A 17038-nucleotide genomic window follows, 5' to 3' on the forward strand; every position below is an offset into this window, starting at 1 on the left:
ACGCTATCGAGGAGCCCATCATGTTGATAGACACCGTTTTCTTATCCAGCACGCTGCTGCAACTGTTGCAGGCGCTGCCCATGACGCTGGCGCTGTTCTCTGCTTCGGTCATCATCGGCACGCTCCTGGCCATGCTCGTGGTCTGGTTGCGCGTGTGTCATGTCGCCGCGCTGCGGCATGTGGCACGCGGCTACGTTTTTCTGTTCCGCGGGTCGCCGCTGCTGATCCAGATGTTCCTGATGTACTACGGCCTCAGCCAATTCCAGGCCGTGCGCCAGAGCCTGTTCTGGCCCGTATTGCGTGAGCCGGTGACCTGCGCAGTGATCGCGCTGGCCCTGTGCACGGCCGGCTACATGGCGGAGATTTTTCGTGGCGGCCTGCTGGCGGTGCCGCCGCAGCAGGTCGAGGCCGCCCGCGCGACAGGCATGTCCGGCTGGCTGCTGGCCCGGCGGATCATCATCCCTATCGCCTTGCGCAGTTGCCTGCCGGCTTACTCGACGGAAGTCATCCTGATGGTGAAAGCCACGTCGCTGGCGAGTCTGGTGACGGTTTACGAAGTCTCTGGCGTGGCGCAACGGATCATCTCGGAGACCTACCGGACGATGGAGGTGTTCCTGTGCGCCGCGCTGATCTACCTGCTGTTGAACTTCTTGATCGTCCGCACGCTGGCGTTGATTGAATGGCGGCTGTCTCCCCGGCCGCCTGCCGGTGGGCGCCCAACAATAAAAAAATACGCACTCGGTATGCGAAGAGGGTAAGGGCATGGCTACGGGAAATGAACCGGTTCTGCAGATCAGACATTTGCGCAAGTCGTTCGCCAATCTGGAGGTGTTGAAAGGCATCTCGCTGGATGCCTACGAAGGAGACGTGGTGTCGATCCTCGGTGCCAGCGGTTCGGGAAAGAGCACCTTCCTGCGCTGCATCAACTTGCTGGAAACCCCTGACGCCGGAGAGATCTGTGTCGCCGGGGAACCCGTGGCGTTCAAGCGTCGGCGTAATCAATTGCTGGTCCCGGCCGACCGGCGACAAATCGACCGCATCCGCTCTGAGCTGGGCATGGTGTTCCAGAGTTTCGGGCTGTGGTCGCACATGACCGTGCTGCAAAACGTCATCGAAGGTCCTGTGCATGTGCAGAAGCGGTCGCGGGCCGAGTGCATCGACGAAGCCGAGCAACTGCTGGAAAAGGTCGGGATGATCGACAAGCGCGATCACTTTCCCGCGTTCCTGTCCGGGGGGCAGCAACAGCGGGTCGCCATTGCCCGGGCACTGGCCATGCGGCCAAAGGTCATCCTGTTCGATGAGCCTACGTCGGCGCTCGACCCGGAGCTTGTCGGCGAAGTGCTGAAAGTGATGCGTGCGCTGGCTGAGGAAGGCCGGACCATGCTGGTCGTGACCCATGAAATGGGCTTCGCGCGCAACGTTTCCAATCGCGTGGTGTTCATGAATCAGGGGCTGATCGAGGCCCAGGGCACACCCGATGAGATGTTCCGGGAACAGAGCTCGGAACGCTTCAGGAAGTTCATCCTGAGCCAGGCCTGAAGCACCCGATAACTGTTTGATTTTTTAACTTTTTTTTCGCCTGTTCAATGACGGGACAGGCTTTCTACGCCCTGAAAAAGGCTATCGAGCAGAGGAAGTAATGCAATGCGTGTCCACCCTGAAGTGATTTCCAATGTGGTGTTGGGCGATGTCGAGCCCTCCATCGATGAGTTCGTGGCCATCGCCCGTTACTCGGCGAAGGTGTCCTTTTCGCCCACCTACCGCGCCCGGGTTTCGCGGTCGCGAAAGCTCATCGAGCGATTTCTCGGCGAGAACCGCTTGGTCTATGGCGTGACCACAGGCTTCGGCGACAACGTTCGTCACGTGATTTCCCCCGAGGACGCGCAGACATTGCAGGTCAATATCGTGCGCTCACACGCCGTCTCCATCGGCGAACCGCTGAACCGCGAGCAAGTCCGGGCCATTCAATTGATGATCCTGATCAGTCTGGGCAAGGGTTACTCCGGCGTTCGCATGGAACTGCTGGAGCTTATCGCCAGCCTGCTCAACAACGATGTGGTGCCTTTCGCGCCCGGCGAGGGGTCGGTGGGCTACCTCGGGCCGGAAGGGCATCTGGCGCTGGTGCTGATCGGCGAGGGCAAGGCCAGCGTCGCGGGCGGCGAGTGGGTGGATGGCAGCACTGCGTTGCGCCAGGTGGGGCTGCAACCCATCGCGCTGCAATGCAAGGAGGGCCTGGCCATGCTCAATGGCACCACCTCGGTCACGGCGATTGCGACCCTGGCGTTGTACAACGCGGTGCAGGCGTCGACTGTGGCCGACATTGCCTCCGCACTGTCGCTGGAAGCCTTGAAGGGCACCATTCGCGCGTTCGATGAGCGTTATCACTCGGTCAAGGCCCACGCCGAGCAGGCGCAAACGGCGCGGTTCATCAAGCGTCTGCTCAGCGATAGCCAACTGATCAAAGAGAACATCGATTATCGCCTGCAGGATGTCTACAGCTTGCGCGCGATCCCTCAAGTGCACGGCGCCTCGAAGAAGTTCGTGGCTTTTGCGCAATCCTGCATCGAGAACGAAATCGGCTCGTCCGGTGATAACCCGGTGATCTTCCCGACCAGCGAGGACGACGGCGTCGCCATTTCCGGAGCGAACTTCGACGGCTCTTACATCGGCATCGCGGCTGACACACTGTGCAATGCCCTGACCAACCTGGCGAAGATCTCCGAGCGGCGCACCGACCGCATGGTCAACTCGCACTTCAGTGAGATGCCGGCATTCCTGGTGCGCAATCCGGGGCTGAACAACGGCTACATGATCGTCCAGTACACGGCGGCCGGGCTGCTTGGCGAAATGAAGGTGCTGTCCCATCCGTCCACGGTGGACAGCGTTTCCACCTGTGGCAACCAAGAAGACCCGGTCAGCTTTGCGTTCAACGCCGCGATCAAGGCTTACCAGGTTTCGCGCAAGCTGGAGTCAGTGCTGGCCATCGAAATCATGGTCGGTTGCCAGGCCCTGGACTTCCATGATGTGGCCAAAGCCTCCAGTGCGACCCGTGCACTTTACGACCTGGTGCGCAGCCGCGTGCCAACGGTCGAGCACGATCGCGCCTTCTACCCGGACATTGTCGCGGTGACCGAGCAACTGCGCTCCGGCGAAATACTCGCCACGGTCAACCGGGTGATCGACGTCCACTGATTCAACATTGCGCACCTCGCGCATTCATCGTTGTTAAACAAGGGGAAATCTGAATGGCTGTCTACACACACGTCACCGTCGGCACCAACGACTTGAACGCCGCCCGTGAATTCTATGATGCCGTGCTTGGAACGCTCGGCCTGAAACGCCTTGCCGACCTTGGTGAATATGGCTCGATCTGGGGCGACAGTGCCCCCTCGTTCTTCGTGCTGAAACCGGTCAATGGCCAATCCGCAACCGTTGGCAACGGCATTACCGTCAGCTTTGCAGCCCCCGATCGTTCAGCCGTCGATGCCAGTCACCGCACGGCACTGGCCGCCGGAGCAAAAGACGAAGGTGCACCGGGACCACGGAATTGGGCGGACAACGCCTACGCCGCCTACTTCCGTGACCTTGATGGCAACAAGATTGCGGCGTATTGCTTCAAACCTGTCTGAAACGGGGCGAGCCCAGGGAATGGGCTTGCTTTGCTTGATCTTCCGATCAGTGGTGATGCGCAGGCGCAATTTGATTTACCGGAATGCTTGATCGCTACAAACCGGCGGCGGGTCGAAAGGGCCATGGCTATTTCAGCGTGCTCGCTTGCCGGATCTCTCCACAAAAAATATCCACGCTGCCACTGTCCGGAGCCGTTCGCACGACGATGGAGTACCCACCGGCAAGCAGCTCTGACAGCTCGACAGGTGCGTATCTTGAAAAAGTCCAGCCGCGTACCGCCTGGCGCTCGGTGTTTACCTGATCATTCATTGCGTAGGCGACCGGCCCGGGTTGCTGGCAGCTGCCTTTGTTGATGAACGTATAGAGGCGCAGTGGCAGGACGGTTCCGCTGGGGGCGCCACTGATGAAAAAGCTGAGGCCGGTGCTTTTCCCCTCGCTTGTCAGCGTTACAGTGCCGATCTGGCCGGTGTTCGGTCGGGTGGCCACCAGGGGAACGGACGCTCCATGGCCTGATGAGGTGGCACAGCCAACGATGTTGGCGGTGATCATCAGGGCGGCAAGTGAATGGATGAGCTTCATGGCGAACCTCCTGTGCTGAAAAACTGCAAGGCGAGAGTATTGGGTATAGGCCATCAATCGCTTCTTGGCATCAGCCCGCGCGATGTTAGCCAACCCCTCCACCCAAAGATCCCGCAACAGACAAGAGGGTGTGCGCAGCAGAACCAGATCACCCAACCCCCCTGTAGGAGCCAGCCTGCTGGCGATGGACTCAAGCCCGCCGCGTATAACCAGACCGCCCGCATCATCGCCAACGACCATCGCCAGCAACCCAGCGCCTGCAAAGGTGTACCTCAAAGCTTGTCCGCATCAATTACCGCCTTGGCAAACGCCTGCGGATCTTCCTGCGGCAAGTTGTGGCCGATGCCGCCGCTGATCAGCCGGAACTCGTATTTGCCGGTGAAGCGTTTGGCGTAATCCTCGGGGGCGGGGTGTGGGGCGCCGTTGGCGTCGCCTTCGAGGGTGATGGTCGGCACGCTGATCGACGGCGCGGTGGCCAGTTTTTGCTCCAGTGCTTCGTACTGGCTCTCGCCCTGGACCAGGCCCAGGCGCCAGCGGTAGTTGAAGACGGTGATCTCGACGTGGTCAGGGTTCTGCAACGCCTTGGCGCTGCGGTCGAAGGTGGCATCGTCAAACGCCCATTTCGGCGAGGCGAGTTGCCAGATCAACTTGGCGAAGTCGTGGGTGTTTTTCTCGTACCCGGCACGACCGCGCTCGGTGGCGAAGTAGAACTGATACCACCACTGCAATTCCGCCTTGGGTGGCAGCGGGTTCTGGCCAGCTGCCTGGTTACCGATCAGGTAGCCGCTGACCGAGACCAACGCCTTGACCCGTTCCGGCCATAACGCCGAGACAATGTCGGCCGACCGTGCGCCCCAGTCATAACCGCCGAGCACCGCTTGCTTGATCTTCAGCGCGTCCATGAAATCGATGACGTCACTGGCCAGTGCAGCCGGTTGGCCGTTGCGCACGGTTTTCCCGGAGAGGAAGTGCGTGTCGCCATAACCCCGCGCATACGGCATCAGTACCCGATAGCCCTTAGCGGCCAACAGCGGTGCGACGTCGTCGTAGCTGTGAATGTCGTACGGCCAGCCGTGCAGCAGAATCACCACCGGGCCATTGGTCGGGCCCGTTTCGGCGTACGCGACGTCCAGGAGGCCGGCGTTGATATGCTTCAGCGGGCCAAACGGGGAGGGCGCATAGGTGGCCTCAGCCTTCACCGCGTCAGGCGTGGCGGCGGTCTGCGCATGGGCGCTACCGAGGGCGCCGAACAGGGCGAACGCAAGAATTGACGAGCCGACCAGACGGCGACGGGATGTGCCGTTTTTGTTGTGCAGTGCCATCTTCATGGTGATGTCTCCGTTGCAAGCCGTTGGCCAGGGGGGGATCCCCTCGAAACCTTGGGTGCATTTGAACGCGGTGACGTATCTGGCCTGTGTCGAATCGGCGGCCGGGTGAAAATTCATGTATCCCGAGGCTAGCCGTACACACAGAGATACAAAGCGCTGCGCTCAACCTTCACAAGGTTTCAGATTGTCAGCGACCCGCCTCCGCAGCCGCTTGCAACCACTCCCGCAGTGCACGGATCTTCGGCAGCTGCGCCCGCTGCGACGGATAAATCAGGAAGTAGGAAACGCCCTGATTGAGTTCGACATCGAACGGCGCAACCAGCACCCCGTCGTTCAGGCTTTCGCGCACCAGATTCAGGTCGCCCAATGCGACGCCGTGCCCGCGCGTCGCCGCCGACAGCGCCAGGTCCAGGGTGTCGAAGGACTGGCCGCGATGCGCCGCAACGCCCTCAATGCCTGCCGCTTCGAGCCAACGACTCCAGCCCTGGACCGGAAAGCAATGCAACAGCGGCAAATGCTTCAAGTCGGCCGGATCGGTCAGCTGTTTTGCCAGCTCCGGCGAACAGACCGGTGTCAGACGTTCCGGCATCAGGGGGATGGCCTCGACATCCTTCCAGTCCCCTCGACCCTGAATGATCGCGGCGTCCACGTCGCTGTCTTCAAAGCGCGGCTCCCACGCGTCGTAGGTGGTCACCCGCACGTCCATGTCCGGCATGACCGTGCGCAGCCCCGGCAACAGCGGCAGGAACCAGCGCGTCGCGAGCGTGGGCGGCATTCGCAGGGTCAGCACCTGGCCGGCGTTACGCAGGCTGTTGCACAGGGTGGTCAGGCGCGCAAACGCGTCGTCGACCACGGGGAGCAGTGCTTGCGCTTCCGGGGTCAGGCGCAACCCGGTTTTATGGCGGATGAACAGCAGGACACCCAAGTGTTCCTCAAGCTGCTGCACCTGACGGCTGACGGCGCTCTGGGTGACGAACAGTTCCTTGGCGGCGCGACTGAAGGTGCCGCATCGCGCCGCCGCGGCAAACACTTCCAACGCATGCAGCGGTGGCAAACGACGGTGAAAGGCAGGGCTGTTTAATGCATGATCTGGAAGCATGGATTGCATGAGAATTTACCGCGTTTACTCCAATGTCCGTAGAGCTTAGCTTAGTCGTGTCGGCTCACATAACGTTCTTTTGCGCATGGATTCGGCACCTATCGTCCCTACCGGAGCCGCCACGCGATGAAGATCAAACGCATCACTGCCACGCCCATCAACCTGCCGCTGGATGCCCCCTATGTCTGGGTGTTCGGTGAACTGCCGGGTTTTTCCACGACCATCATCGAAGTCGAAACCGAGGACGGTCTGGTCGGTCTGGGAGAGGCCCCGTCGTGGCAGGCGGCCGCGATCGTTCGCGATCAGATCGCGCCGAAACTGGTGGGCCACGACGCGTTTGACATTGCCGGCGCCGAGTTCCTCTGCCTGCCTTACTTCGCCGGTGTCCAGAGCATCAACGACAACGCGCGCATCACCGCGTTCGGCGCAGTGGAAATGGCGTTGTGGGATCTGCGCGGCAAGGCCTGGAAGCAACCGCTTTATCAGTTGCTGGGCGGTGCCGTGCGCAAGGACATTCCCTTCACCGACTACTTTTCCCTGCGCAACGATGGCCCGCTGCAGCGAGACGGCACGCGAGTGCGCGGCGAGCAGACCCCCGAAGCGGTCGCCGATTACTGCGTGATGCTCAACGAGACCTATGGCACGACCTTTTTCGAGGGCAAGTTTTCCACCCACGACCCGAAGGTGTCCCTGCGCATGCTTGAGCTGATCCGCCAGCGCCTGGGGGATGACGTGATGCTGCGCATCGATTCGAACCAGGCCTACTCGCTGGCCACGGCGCGTCGACTGATTCGTCCACTGGAGGAGCTGGGCGTGCGCAACTGGGAAGACCCGGTGTCGACCATCGAAGAAATGGTCGAACTACGCCGTCATTGCTCGATTCCGTTTTCCACCCACAACGCCGACATCGCCCGGGCAATGGTGCTGAAAGTGCCCGACGCGATTGTCGGCAACCCGGCGGTGCTCGGTGGCATTGGCCGACTGCTGCGCTTCGTCGGCGCGTGCGAGCACGCCGGCATCGACTTCTGGTGCTACAGCGGCGACTCGGGCGTGGGCAGCGCGGTGTACCTGCATCTATGCGCGGCACTGGGCTGGATTCGCGAGCCGAATCAATCGCTATTTCGCATGCAGGTCACGGATGTCATCGAAGAGGGCCCGTTCGTGCCGCGCCACAACACCGTGCGTGTGCCCGAGGGCCACGGCCTGGGCGTGACCCTGTCCCGGGAACGCTTGGCGTACGGTCATCAACACTTCCTCGAACATGGCCCGATGAACAAATACCACGACGCGCAGAAGCCCGGCACGTTCCGCCGCCTGCCGCTCGCCTGATCTTTTATTTTGGAGGTATTGCCATGAAGCAGAACGTGATCGATCACGCCTATGCGCTGCTGTCCAGGCGGCGCGAGGATTGGGGGCTGGAGCAGCCCTTCTATGTGGACCAGGATTTTTTCGAGCTGGAAATGCAGGTGTTCTTTCGCCGTCAGTGGCTGTTCGCGGCCATGACCTGCGAGATCCCCAACCATGGCGACTGGCTGCGAGTGGACGTGGGGCGTGACTCGGTGATCGTCATTCGCGGCAAGGACGGTGCGGTCAAGGCGTTCCACAACACCTGCCGCCATCGTGGCTCACGGATCTGCCTGGAAGAGCGCGGCAGCACCAAGCGCCTGGTCTGCCCGTATCACCAATGGTCTTACGACCTGGAGGGGCAACTGACCGGCACGCGGCTGATGGGCGACGACTTCGAGCGTGCCGATTTCCAGCTGACACCGGTCGCGGTCGGGGTGGTGGGCGGCTACATCTTCATCAACTTCGCCGATGAGCCGAGCGACTTCGAACCGTTTCGCCAGGATGTCGAACCCTACCTGCTGCCCCATGGCCTGGACGATGCCAAAGTCGCTCACACCCAGACACTGGTGGAAAAAGCCAACTGGAAACTGGTGATCGAGAACAACCGCGAGTGCTACCACTGCGTGGGTTCGCACCCGGAGTTGATGCACATCATCACCGAGTTCGACGACCCGGACGACCCGCGCATCAAGCCCGAATACAAGGCGTTGGTCGAACGCAAGGCGGCGGACTGGGACCGTCTGGGCATTCCCCATGCTCATACCCAGGGCAACGAGCGTTACCGCGCCGTGCGGCTGCCGTTCACCGATGGCCGTGTGTCGATGACCGTCGACGGGAAATCGGGGTGCGCGCGCCTGCTCGGCAACCTGACCGATGCCGACCTGGGTTCGGTGCGCCTGATGAGCCTGCCCAACACCTGGAACCATATTCAGGCGGACCACGCGGTGACCTTCCGGGTGTTGCCGATCGGCCCCGAAGAGACCCTGGTGACCACCCATTGGCTGGTGCACAAGGACGCGCAGGAGGGTGTGGATTATCAGGTCGATCGACTCAAGGAAATCTGGGCCACCACCAACGATCAGGATCGCTTTTTGGCGGAAAACAATCACCTGGGCATTCGCGGCAGCGCTTATCGCCCCGGCCCGTATTCCGAGTTGATCGAAGGCGGCACCCGCGACTTCATTCGCTGGTACGCCGAGCAAATGCTTGCCGAGCTGGCACCGCTGACTCACGCCCACCTTATTCACCGGGAGACCGCCGCATGACCGCCACTCTTATCCTCAGCCTGGCCGAGATCGAAAACCGTGCCGCCACCGCGTTGGTGGCCAGCCATGTCAGCCCCGAGAATGCCCGTGCCGTGGCGCGCTCGATTGCGTTTGCCGAGCGCGACGGGCAGCCGATGGTCGGGTTGTCCTATCTGCCGACCTACTGCGACCACGCCGCCTGCGGCAAGGTCGATGGTGCTGCGCAGCCAAGCGCCGAGGTGCTGGCGCCTTCACTGATCCGGGTCGATGCGCGAACCGGTTTCGCCCATCCGGCGCTGGCCCTGGGCTTGCCGTTATTGGTCCAGGCCACGCGACGCCAAGGCATGGCGGCGCTGGCGGTGGGACAGTCCTACGCTTGTGGTTCGCTGGGCTATTTTGTCGAAGAGCTGGCGGAGCAAGGGCTGGTCGCCTTGATGGTGGCCAACGCTTCGCCATCGATCGCGCCCCATGGCGGCAAGGCGGCGTTTTTCGGCACCAACCCGTTGGCGTTTGCGACCCCACGGGAAGGGCGGCCACCGTTGGTGATCGATCAATCCTCCAGTGTGGTGGCCAAGGTCGCCGTGATCGATGCACAGCGTCGTGGCCTGGCGCTGCCGGCCGGTTGGGCGCTGGATGCCGACGGTCAGCCGACCACCGATGCTGACGCGGCCATGGCCGGCAGCCTGAGCCCGATCGGGGGCTACAAAGGCGCCAGCCTCGCCTTGCTGGTCGACATTCTGGCCGCCGGGTTGAGCGGCTCCCATTTTTCCTTCGAGGCCTCTTCGTTCGGCGATTGCGAAGGTGGGCCACCGCGCACCGGGCAACTGGTCATCGCGTTCGATCCTGCCGCATTTGGCGGGGCGACATTCGTGGCACGCACTGAAAACCTGTTCGCAGCACTGCAAGCCGAACCTCGCGTACGCCTGCCTGGCGAGCGCCGACTTCAGGCGCGTCAAGGCAACGAAAACGGCATCGAAGTGCCCGTCGAACTCTGGGAGCTGATCGGCCGTTATGCCGATCAAGGATCGCCCGTCGCACACAAAGGAGGTGCCCAATGAACCTGGTGTTGCTGGATCAACCCTTGAGCACGGCGCAGGTGGCCGAAGTGGCCGTCAAACAGGCGGTACTGGAATTGTCCAGCGCCGCCAAGGCGCGCATCACCCATGCCCACGCCATCGTGCGCAGCGTGGTGGATAACAACCTGCGTGCCTACGGCGTCAACACCGGGGTCGGGGCGTTGTCCGACACGATAGTGCCGCCGGCGCAACAAAGCGCGTTGTCACGCAACATTTTGATGAGCCATGCCGTGGGGGTTGGCAGGCCTCTGGGGGTCAGCGAAACACGGGCGATCATGGTTGCGGCGATCAACAACTATGCGCACGGTTATTCCGGGTTGCGGCTGGAGGTGGTCGAGCGCCTGGTTCTGCTGCTCAATGCCGGATGCACCCCGCAGGTACCGCGTCATGGCTCGGTGGGTTACATCAGTCACATGGCGCACATCGGCTTGCTGTTGATCGGTCACGGCCAGTGCCTGCTCGACGGCGTGCGCATGTCGGCTGCGGTGGCGCTTGACCGGCTGGGCATCAAGCCGCTGGTGCTGGCGGCAAAGGAGGGCCTATGCCTGGTGAACGGTTCGCCGTGTGTCACGGGGCTCGGCAGTTTGCTGCTGGAGCGCACCCGCCAATTGATGGACTGGGCGGACACCATTGCGGCACTCAGCTTCGAAACCCAGCGCTGCCAGATCCGCGCCCTGCATCCGGTGTCCATGGCCCTGCGCACCTCGCCCGGCCTGATGCAGGTCAGTCAGCGTCTGAACACCTTGCTCGCCGGTTCGGGCATTTTATTGGCCGCCGCCGGGCGCAAGACCCAGGACCCGTTGAGCCTGCGCAGCATTCCTCAGGTGCACGGCGCGGTGCGCGATGCGTGGGCCCAGGCGCTGACCGTGGTCGAGCGCGAGTTGGCCAGCGTCACCGACAACCCGGTGGTGTGCGGCAGCCCTGAAGCACCGGAGATTTATTCCGAGGCGCACGCAGTGGGGGCGGGTATTGGCCTGGCCATGGACCAGATCGCCGTGGCAACCGCGCAACTGGGGGCGATTTGCGAACGCCGCATCGATCGTCTGGTGAATCCGCTGGTAAATGGTTTGCCGCCGTTCCTCGCGGGCAGCAGCGGGGTGGAATCGGGCTTCATGATCGCGCAATACACGGCGGCCTCGCTGGCGGCACACAACCGTCGCCTTGCCGCGCCCGCCAGTCTCGACGGTGGCGTCACTTCCGGGTTGCAGGAAGACATTCTGTGCCACGCGACCCCGGCCGCGTTGAAGGCCCACGAGATCCTCGACAACCTCGAAAGCCTGTTGGCCATCGAACTGTTGGCGGCGTGCCAGTGTTACGACTTGCTGGAGCCCGACCTGAAACCCGCGCCCCGGACGCTGGCGATTTATCAAGCGGTGCGCACCCGCGTGACGCGCTATGCCGATGACCGTCCGCTGGGCGAAGACATAGCCGCGCTCAGTCGCCTCATCGCGCGCTACGCCCCCGACGACACGCTGTTTCTGTGCAAGGTGCAATGAAATGGGCGCAAGGGTTTATCAGATAACGGGGCAACGGCATGTTTGACGTCATCGTCGTAAAAAAACGCCAGGAGGCGGAGGGCATTTGCAGTTTCGAGTTGCGCCGTGAAGATGGGCAGCCTTTGCCGGACTTCACGGCGGGGGCGCACATCGATGTGCAAACCAGCGCCGACATCACTCGCCAATACTCGTTGTGCAACAGTCCGCTGGAACGCGATCGCTATGTGATTGCGGTGTTGTACGAACCGACGTCACGCGGCGGATCTCGTGGCATGCACGAGCGTATTGGCGTGGGTGACCGGCTGACGATCAGCGCGCCGAAAAACCACTTCCCGCTAAACACGGGGGCGCGTCGATCGGTGTTGTTGGGGGGCGGGATCGGCATCACGCCGATACTCGCGATGGCCTTTCAACTGGTCCGCGAGGGCGCTGAATTCGAGCTGCACTACTGCGTGCGCGAGCCACGGCGCGCGGCATTCTTGCCGCTTATTGGCGAGTCCGATTTTGCCGACAAGGTCAGCCTGCACTTCGACAGTGGCGAGCGCGATCAGCTATTGGACTTGAATCGTGTACTGGCGGCGCCCTGTGCGGACACCCACCTCTACGTCTGCGGCCCGAACGGATTCATGGACTATGTGATCAACGCCGCCCACGGGCTCGGTTGGCCGACTGAACAGATTCATCGCGAGTATTTTGCCGCGTCGGTGGTGGCGCACGATGTCGATCAGGCATTCGAAGTCGAGCTGGCGGAGACAGGACGGGTCCTGCAAGTACCGGCTGACAAGAGCGTGCTGGACGTCTTGTGTGCTGCCGGCATCGAGCTGCCTTCTTCGTGCAAGCAAGGTGTTTGCGGTGCTTGCCTGACGGAGGTGCTCGACGGCATTCCGGATCATCGGGATGTGTTCATGAGCGAGAAGGAACATGCGCTGAACGACCAGTTCACACCGTGTTGTTCTCGTTCGAAAAGCAGGAGGTTGGTGTTGGCGCTTTAGCGGGGGAGCGTCTTCGCAAAGCTATCCACAGATTGAGTGGGTATACCTGTGGATAATGCCCCAAGAGGCACGGTCTGCGGGGCTTGTCACACGTTGGTCATTAATTGAGCATTTGCTGGGGCCGTCGATCACCCGCCGAGAGAGGGAGCGGTCGGCAGGGGACTCTGCAGGAGGCCGTTGTCGCATAAAGTTGAAATGCGCCGCGTTGCCCGACAGAATCGCGCCCCGATCCGGGCAAATGCGCCGGACGTTCGCGGTGAAAGGGGCGGCAGTTGAACGAACACAGCTTATCTGCGCGTCTGGAGCGCGTGGCGGCGCATGTCCCGATGGGGGCGTGCCTGGCCGATATCGGCTCGGATCATGGCTACCTGCCGGTGGCGTTGATGCGCCGTGGCGTGATCGCTGCGGCGGTGGCCGGTGAAGTGGCACTGACGCCGTTCCGCTCGGCCGAGCGCACCGTGCGCGAAAACGGTTTGAGCGAGCGAATCAGCGTGCGCCTGGCCAGTGGCCTGGCGGCGATTGAACCGGACGACGGGATCACCGCCGTCAGCCTCTGCGGCATGGGCGGCGAAACGATCCGCGACATCCTCGACAGCGGCAAGGCGCGCCTCAGTGGCCATGAGCGCTTGATCCTGCAACCCAACGGCGGCGAACAACCACTGCGTCAATGGCTGATGGACAATGGCTACCGCATCCTCTTTGAGGAGTTACTGCGGGAAAACCGCTTCTACTACGAAATCATCGTCGCCGAGCGCACCGGGCCGGTAACGTACACCGCCGAGGCCCTGTACTTCGGCCCACTGCAGATGCAGGCACGCAGCCCGGCGTTCCTCGCCAAGTGGCAGCGCATACTGCGCGAAAAACAGAAGACCCTGACCCAGTTCGCCCGGGCACGACAGGCCGTGCCCGAGGAGAAGTTGCAGGAGATCGCCCGGCAGGCGCGCTGGATCACTGAACTGCTGGCTTGAGCGCCGTGCCTCGAACGTGTCGCCCAATCAAAACGGTACGCGGTTAGAGGCAACGCTGGCCCGGACGGCTATTGCCTTTGGTGCGACCGATGGGTCGACCGTCGACCCTGCTCAACAGGCAGGACAGCCGCACCCGTGCGTACTTCGCTGGCAGTGCAGCCGAAGTGCTGGCGGAAGCTGCGGGTAAATTGAGTCTGGTCACTGAACCCCCAGCGCATCGCCAGCTCGCCGATAGACAAGTGACAGTTGGGGTCGAGCAAGCCTCTGTTGACCGCCTCGAGACGCCTCAGGCGAATCCACTCGCCGAGGCTGTAGGGCGTGCTGCTAAACAGTTTATGCAGGTAGCGCACCGACAGGCCGCAGGCATCAGCGACCTTCTGCGGCGTCAGGTCGGGGTTGCCCAGTTGGTTCTCGACGTATTGCTCGATGCGCTGCAAATGCAGGGCGGCCAGGTTCGAATGTTCGCTGCTGAGGACGCGCTCATCCTCCCGTAACGCCATCAACAACGTCGACAGTGCCTGCTCCAGCAGCATGTGGCGGGCGGCCTCGTTGCACTCATCGAAACGGGCGGCACACATGGCCAACTGATCGACAAAGATCCGGCCCAGTGCGCGCCTGGCATCGAAGCAAAAGCGCGTATAGCGCTCGGCGCCGCGCAGTTGGCCGTGGAGCGCGCGCTCGGGGAGCTTGAACACCCACAGGTCGTTGTCGCTGGCATAGTGAAAGCGGTAGGGGGCATCGCCGCGCTCGAAAATGAACCCGCCTGGCTGGCAATGCAGTGCTCGCCCGTCCTGTTCGAAATGCACTTCGCTACGACGCGGCACGGTGACGAGGTAGCAGGCTTCGTTGTCTTCACTGACCTGGGCTTTGCTGCGCGAATAACCGAGCTGACTGGAGCGCAGGCGCGACAGCGTCAGAGGCGTGCTGCCGGTTTCCCAGATCTGCAGGCTGCCGCTGAACGTGGCGCTGGGGGCGAACTCCAGTGAAAGCGGAAAATAGGCACGGGCGATCGCATTCGACCAGAGTGGCTGGCGTTGGCTGTCGGACCAGGAGCGGGTGGAGAGTTTGTACGCCATGGCTGCCCTCGTAAGATTTTTATTATGAGGACGGGGCCGACATGAACAAATGTCGGCCCCGTTGGTTCGCCATCATTTGCCAATGCTTACGGGCGGTCAATCACAAGGTGTCAGCCGGTAGGTAGCCGACGGCGCAAGCGTTGCCTGCCAGCCTGGGGGCACGACGATGCTGGTCGTCGACTCTTCAATCACACAAGGGCCCTGGACCGTTTGCCCGGCTTGCAAGCGATCACCGTTGTACACCGGGGTTTCCTGCCAGTTCGTTTCAGCGCTGAACAGCATCGAGCGGTAACCGCTGGCGCTGGGTGCGACATCCTCGAGAGGCAGAGGCAGCTCAGGCATCGGCGGGCGCTGCAAGCGTGCGATGACCGAGCACTCGAGGTTCACCATCTCCACCGGGCTCTCGGGCTCGCTGTACGAAAAAAGCGCTTTGTGCCGCGTGTGGAACGCCTCGCGCAAGGCGACCAGCCCGTTCTGGTCCAGTTGATCGCAGGTCAGCTCGATGCTGCATTCGTGAATCTGCCCGAGGTAGCGGATCTCCAGGTTGTACAGGCACTCAACGTTGTTCCCGGCGCCGAAACCGTCCTCGCGCAGGTTGTTCATCCCGCGTTCGCGCAAGTCGCGTAGCGTCTGGTTGAGCAGCGGCAGATTGACCAGTTGATCGTCAAGACGCATCGGCAGCGTGGTCAACTGGTCATAGCGAATGTCCGAGAGAATCTGCCCGTACGCACACAGGCCGGAGGCCACTTTCGGAATGAGCACCACCTGGCTGCCGATTTCTTCGGCCAGGCGCATCACGTGCATGCCCGCTGCGCCGCCCGCGCCGATCAGGGCGAAGTCCCGCGGGTCATAACCACGTTCGACTGAAACCCGGCGAATGCCGCTGACCATGTTCAGGTTCACCAGGGTGATGATGCCGATGGCCGCACGCTCGACGCTAATGCCTAAAGGCTCGGCGACTTTGCGTCGGATGGCCTCGATGGCGGCCTGGCGGTCGAGCCGGATGCTGCCGCCCAGCAGGGCGCCGTCGGCCAGATAGCCGAGCGCCAGGTTGGCGTCGGTGACGGTCGGCTCTGTGCCGCCCTTGCCGTAGCACACCGGTCCAGGGTTGGCACCGGCGCTGCGCGGGCCGACCTGGAGCATCCCGAAGTCATCGAGGAAGGCAATCGAGCCACCGCCGGCACCGAGGGTTTCTACCTGAATCATTGGCACGCCGATGCGGTAGCGCAGGAAGTCAGTGTCCTTGCTGAAGTTGGTGCGCCCCGACTTGCTCAAGGTGATGTCGAACGAGGTGCCGCCCATGTCCACGGTGATCACGTTGTCGATGCCGAACGGCTGCGCGACGCACAGCCCGGCTTGCGGCGCGGACGCCGGGCCCGAGTTGATGGCATTGACCGCGCGTTCGCGCATCACGACGCCGGGCGCGAGGCCGCCGTTGGATTGAAAATAACGCGTGGGTTGTTGCGCGCCGAGCTCTTCGAACAAGGCGTCGATCTTCTCGATGTAGCGGCCCATGACCGGGCTCAGATACGCGTTGACCACGGTGGTCGAGGTGCGGGTGTACTCGCGGATTTGCGGGAATACCTCATTGCCCGTGCAGACAAATACGCCCGGCAGTGCGGCGCGCACTATTTCTGCCGCGCGCCGTTCGTGACTCGGGTTGCGCACGGACCAGACAAACGAAATGGCCACGGCTTTGACGTCCTGCTCGCGGAAATACTCGATGGCGTCGAGAATCGCCTGTTCATCGAGCGCAGCGTATTCGCTGCCGTCGCTGAGGATCCGGCCGCGAATGGGCCGACGCAGATGACGCGGGACCAGCATGTAGGCCGGCGGGTAGCTGGCATCGTAGCGATGCCCGTCCTCTTTGTGGCCCAGGCGGATTTCCAGGCTGTCTTCATGCCCATCGGTACACAGCAAGCCGACTTTCACCCCGGTTTTTTCGATCAGGGCGTTCAGGGCCACGGTGGTGCCGTTGATGCACAGGTCGCAGTCAGCAATGATCTCGGCCGGCGTGCGTCCGATGGCGTCGGCGATCTGCGCCAGGCCGTTGCGGATGGCGAGGGTGCCGTCCTGGGGCGTCGACGGCGCCTTGAACAACTGCACGTTGCCACTGCGGTCAGCCAGGATGAAATCGGTAAAGGTGCCGCCGGCGTCAATGCCCAGACGATATTGTTGCTTGGTCATGATGAAGGATTCCAAG

At 62.3% G+C, this 17038-nt stretch carries 15 protein-coding genes; 10 read left to right on the forward strand and 5 right to left on the reverse strand.

Annotation, left to right across the window (positions count from 1 at the left end; genetic code table 11):
• Positions 1 to 20 precede the first annotated feature (20 nt).
• From NTD84_RS26130 to NTD84_RS26145, 4 genes are all read left to right on the forward strand, one after another.
• On the forward strand, positions 21 to 758 hold the full coding sequence (locus tag NTD84_RS26130; protein WP_262171690.1) for an ABC transporter permease: 738 nt from the start codon (positions 21 to 23) through the stop codon (positions 756 to 758).
• A gap of 4 nt (positions 759 to 762) precedes the next feature.
• On the forward strand, positions 763 to 1539 hold the full coding sequence (locus NTD84_RS26135) for an ABC transporter ATP-binding protein (protein WP_262171693.1): 777 nt from the start codon (positions 763 to 765) through the stop codon (positions 1537 to 1539).
• Between the two features lie 105 nt (positions 1540 to 1644).
• Positions 1645 to 3192, forward strand: coding sequence for a histidine ammonia-lyase (gene hutH / locus NTD84_RS26140; protein ID WP_262171695.1), 1548 nt, complete (start codon positions 1645 to 1647; stop codon positions 3190 to 3192).
• Positions 3193 to 3245: 53 nt separating this feature from the next.
• Positions 3246 to 3629 carry a VOC family protein gene (locus NTD84_RS26145; RefSeq protein ID WP_262171697.1) on the forward strand — a complete coding sequence of 128 codons (384 nt, stop codon included), beginning with the start codon at positions 3246 to 3248 and terminating at the stop codon, positions 3627 to 3629.
• 127 nt (positions 3630 to 3756) lie between these two features.
• Here NTD84_RS26145 and NTD84_RS26150 read toward each other — a convergent pair whose 3' ends face one another.
• The 3 genes from NTD84_RS26150 to NTD84_RS26160 form a co-directional block, all read right to left on the reverse strand.
• Positions 3757 to 4209 (reverse strand): hypothetical protein, encoded by a 453-nt coding sequence (locus NTD84_RS26150; RefSeq protein WP_262171793.1) that lies wholly within the window; start codon positions 4207 to 4209, stop codon positions 3757 to 3759.
• Between the two features lie 272 nt (positions 4210 to 4481).
• Positions 4482 to 5537, reverse strand: coding sequence for an alpha/beta fold hydrolase (locus NTD84_RS26155; protein WP_262171699.1), 1056 nt, complete (start codon positions 5535 to 5537; stop codon positions 4482 to 4484).
• A 187-nt stretch (positions 5538 to 5724) separates the two neighbouring features.
• Entirely contained in the window at positions 5725 to 6645 is a 921-nt protein-coding gene (locus tag NTD84_RS26160) for a LysR substrate-binding domain-containing protein (protein WP_262171701.1), read from the reverse strand.
• 117 nt (positions 6646 to 6762) lie between these two features.
• Here NTD84_RS26160 and NTD84_RS26165 point away from each other — a divergent pair, with 117 nt between their 5' ends.
• The 6 genes from NTD84_RS26165 (at position 6763) to NTD84_RS26190 (ending at position 13759) form a co-directional block, all read left to right on the forward strand.
• Positions 6763 to 7965 carry a mandelate racemase/muconate lactonizing enzyme family protein gene (locus NTD84_RS26165; protein ID WP_262171703.1) on the forward strand — a complete coding sequence of 401 codons (1203 nt, stop codon included), beginning with the start codon at positions 6763 to 6765 and terminating at the stop codon, positions 7963 to 7965.
• A 23-nt stretch (positions 7966 to 7988) separates the two neighbouring features.
• Positions 7989 to 9248, forward strand: a complete 1260-nt coding sequence (locus NTD84_RS26170) for an aromatic ring-hydroxylating oxygenase subunit alpha (protein WP_262171705.1) — start codon at positions 7989 to 7991, stop codon at positions 9246 to 9248.
• Complete coding sequence (locus tag NTD84_RS26175) at positions 9245 to 10285, forward strand: Ldh family oxidoreductase (RefSeq protein WP_262171707.1); 1041 nt, start codon at positions 9245 to 9247, stop codon at positions 10283 to 10285. Before NTD84_RS26170 ends, NTD84_RS26175 begins: the two co-directional genes overlap by 4 nt.
• The gene (gene hutH, locus NTD84_RS26180; RefSeq protein ID WP_262171709.1) at positions 10282 to 11799 is read left to right on the forward strand and encodes a histidine ammonia-lyase; all 1518 of its coding nucleotides are present in this window, start codon (positions 10282 to 10284) and stop codon (positions 11797 to 11799) included. The genes NTD84_RS26175 and hutH (NTD84_RS26180) overlap by 4 nt, the downstream gene beginning before the upstream one ends.
• A 38-nt stretch (positions 11800 to 11837) precedes the next feature.
• Positions 11838 to 12791, forward strand: coding sequence for a PDR/VanB family oxidoreductase (locus NTD84_RS26185; RefSeq protein ID WP_262171711.1), 954 nt, complete (start codon positions 11838 to 11840; stop codon positions 12789 to 12791).
• A 272-nt stretch (positions 12792 to 13063) separates the two neighbouring features.
• On the forward strand, positions 13064 to 13759 hold the full coding sequence (locus NTD84_RS26190; RefSeq protein ID WP_262171712.1) for a tRNA (adenine(22)-N(1))-methyltransferase: 696 nt from the start codon (positions 13064 to 13066) through the stop codon (positions 13757 to 13759).
• A 68-nt stretch (positions 13760 to 13827) separates the two neighbouring features.
• Here NTD84_RS26190 and NTD84_RS26195 read toward each other — a convergent pair whose 3' ends face one another.
• Both NTD84_RS26195 and NTD84_RS26200 read right to left on the reverse strand, forming a co-directional pair.
• Positions 13828 to 14835 carry a helix-turn-helix domain-containing protein gene (locus tag NTD84_RS26195; protein ID WP_262171713.1) on the reverse strand — a complete coding sequence of 336 codons (1008 nt, stop codon included), beginning with the start codon at positions 14833 to 14835 and terminating at the stop codon, positions 13828 to 13830.
• A 96-nt stretch (positions 14836 to 14931) separates the two neighbouring features.
• Positions 14932 to 17022, reverse strand: a complete 2091-nt coding sequence (locus NTD84_RS26200) for a hydantoinase/oxoprolinase family protein (RefSeq protein WP_262171715.1) — start codon at positions 17020 to 17022, stop codon at positions 14932 to 14934.
• Positions 17023 to 17038 lie beyond the last annotated feature (16 nt).

This window comes from Pseudomonas sp. 14P_8.1_Bac3 (genome assembly GCF_025466085.1).
Lineage (GTDB): Bacteria > Pseudomonadota > Gammaproteobacteria > Pseudomonadales > Pseudomonadaceae > Aquipseudomonas.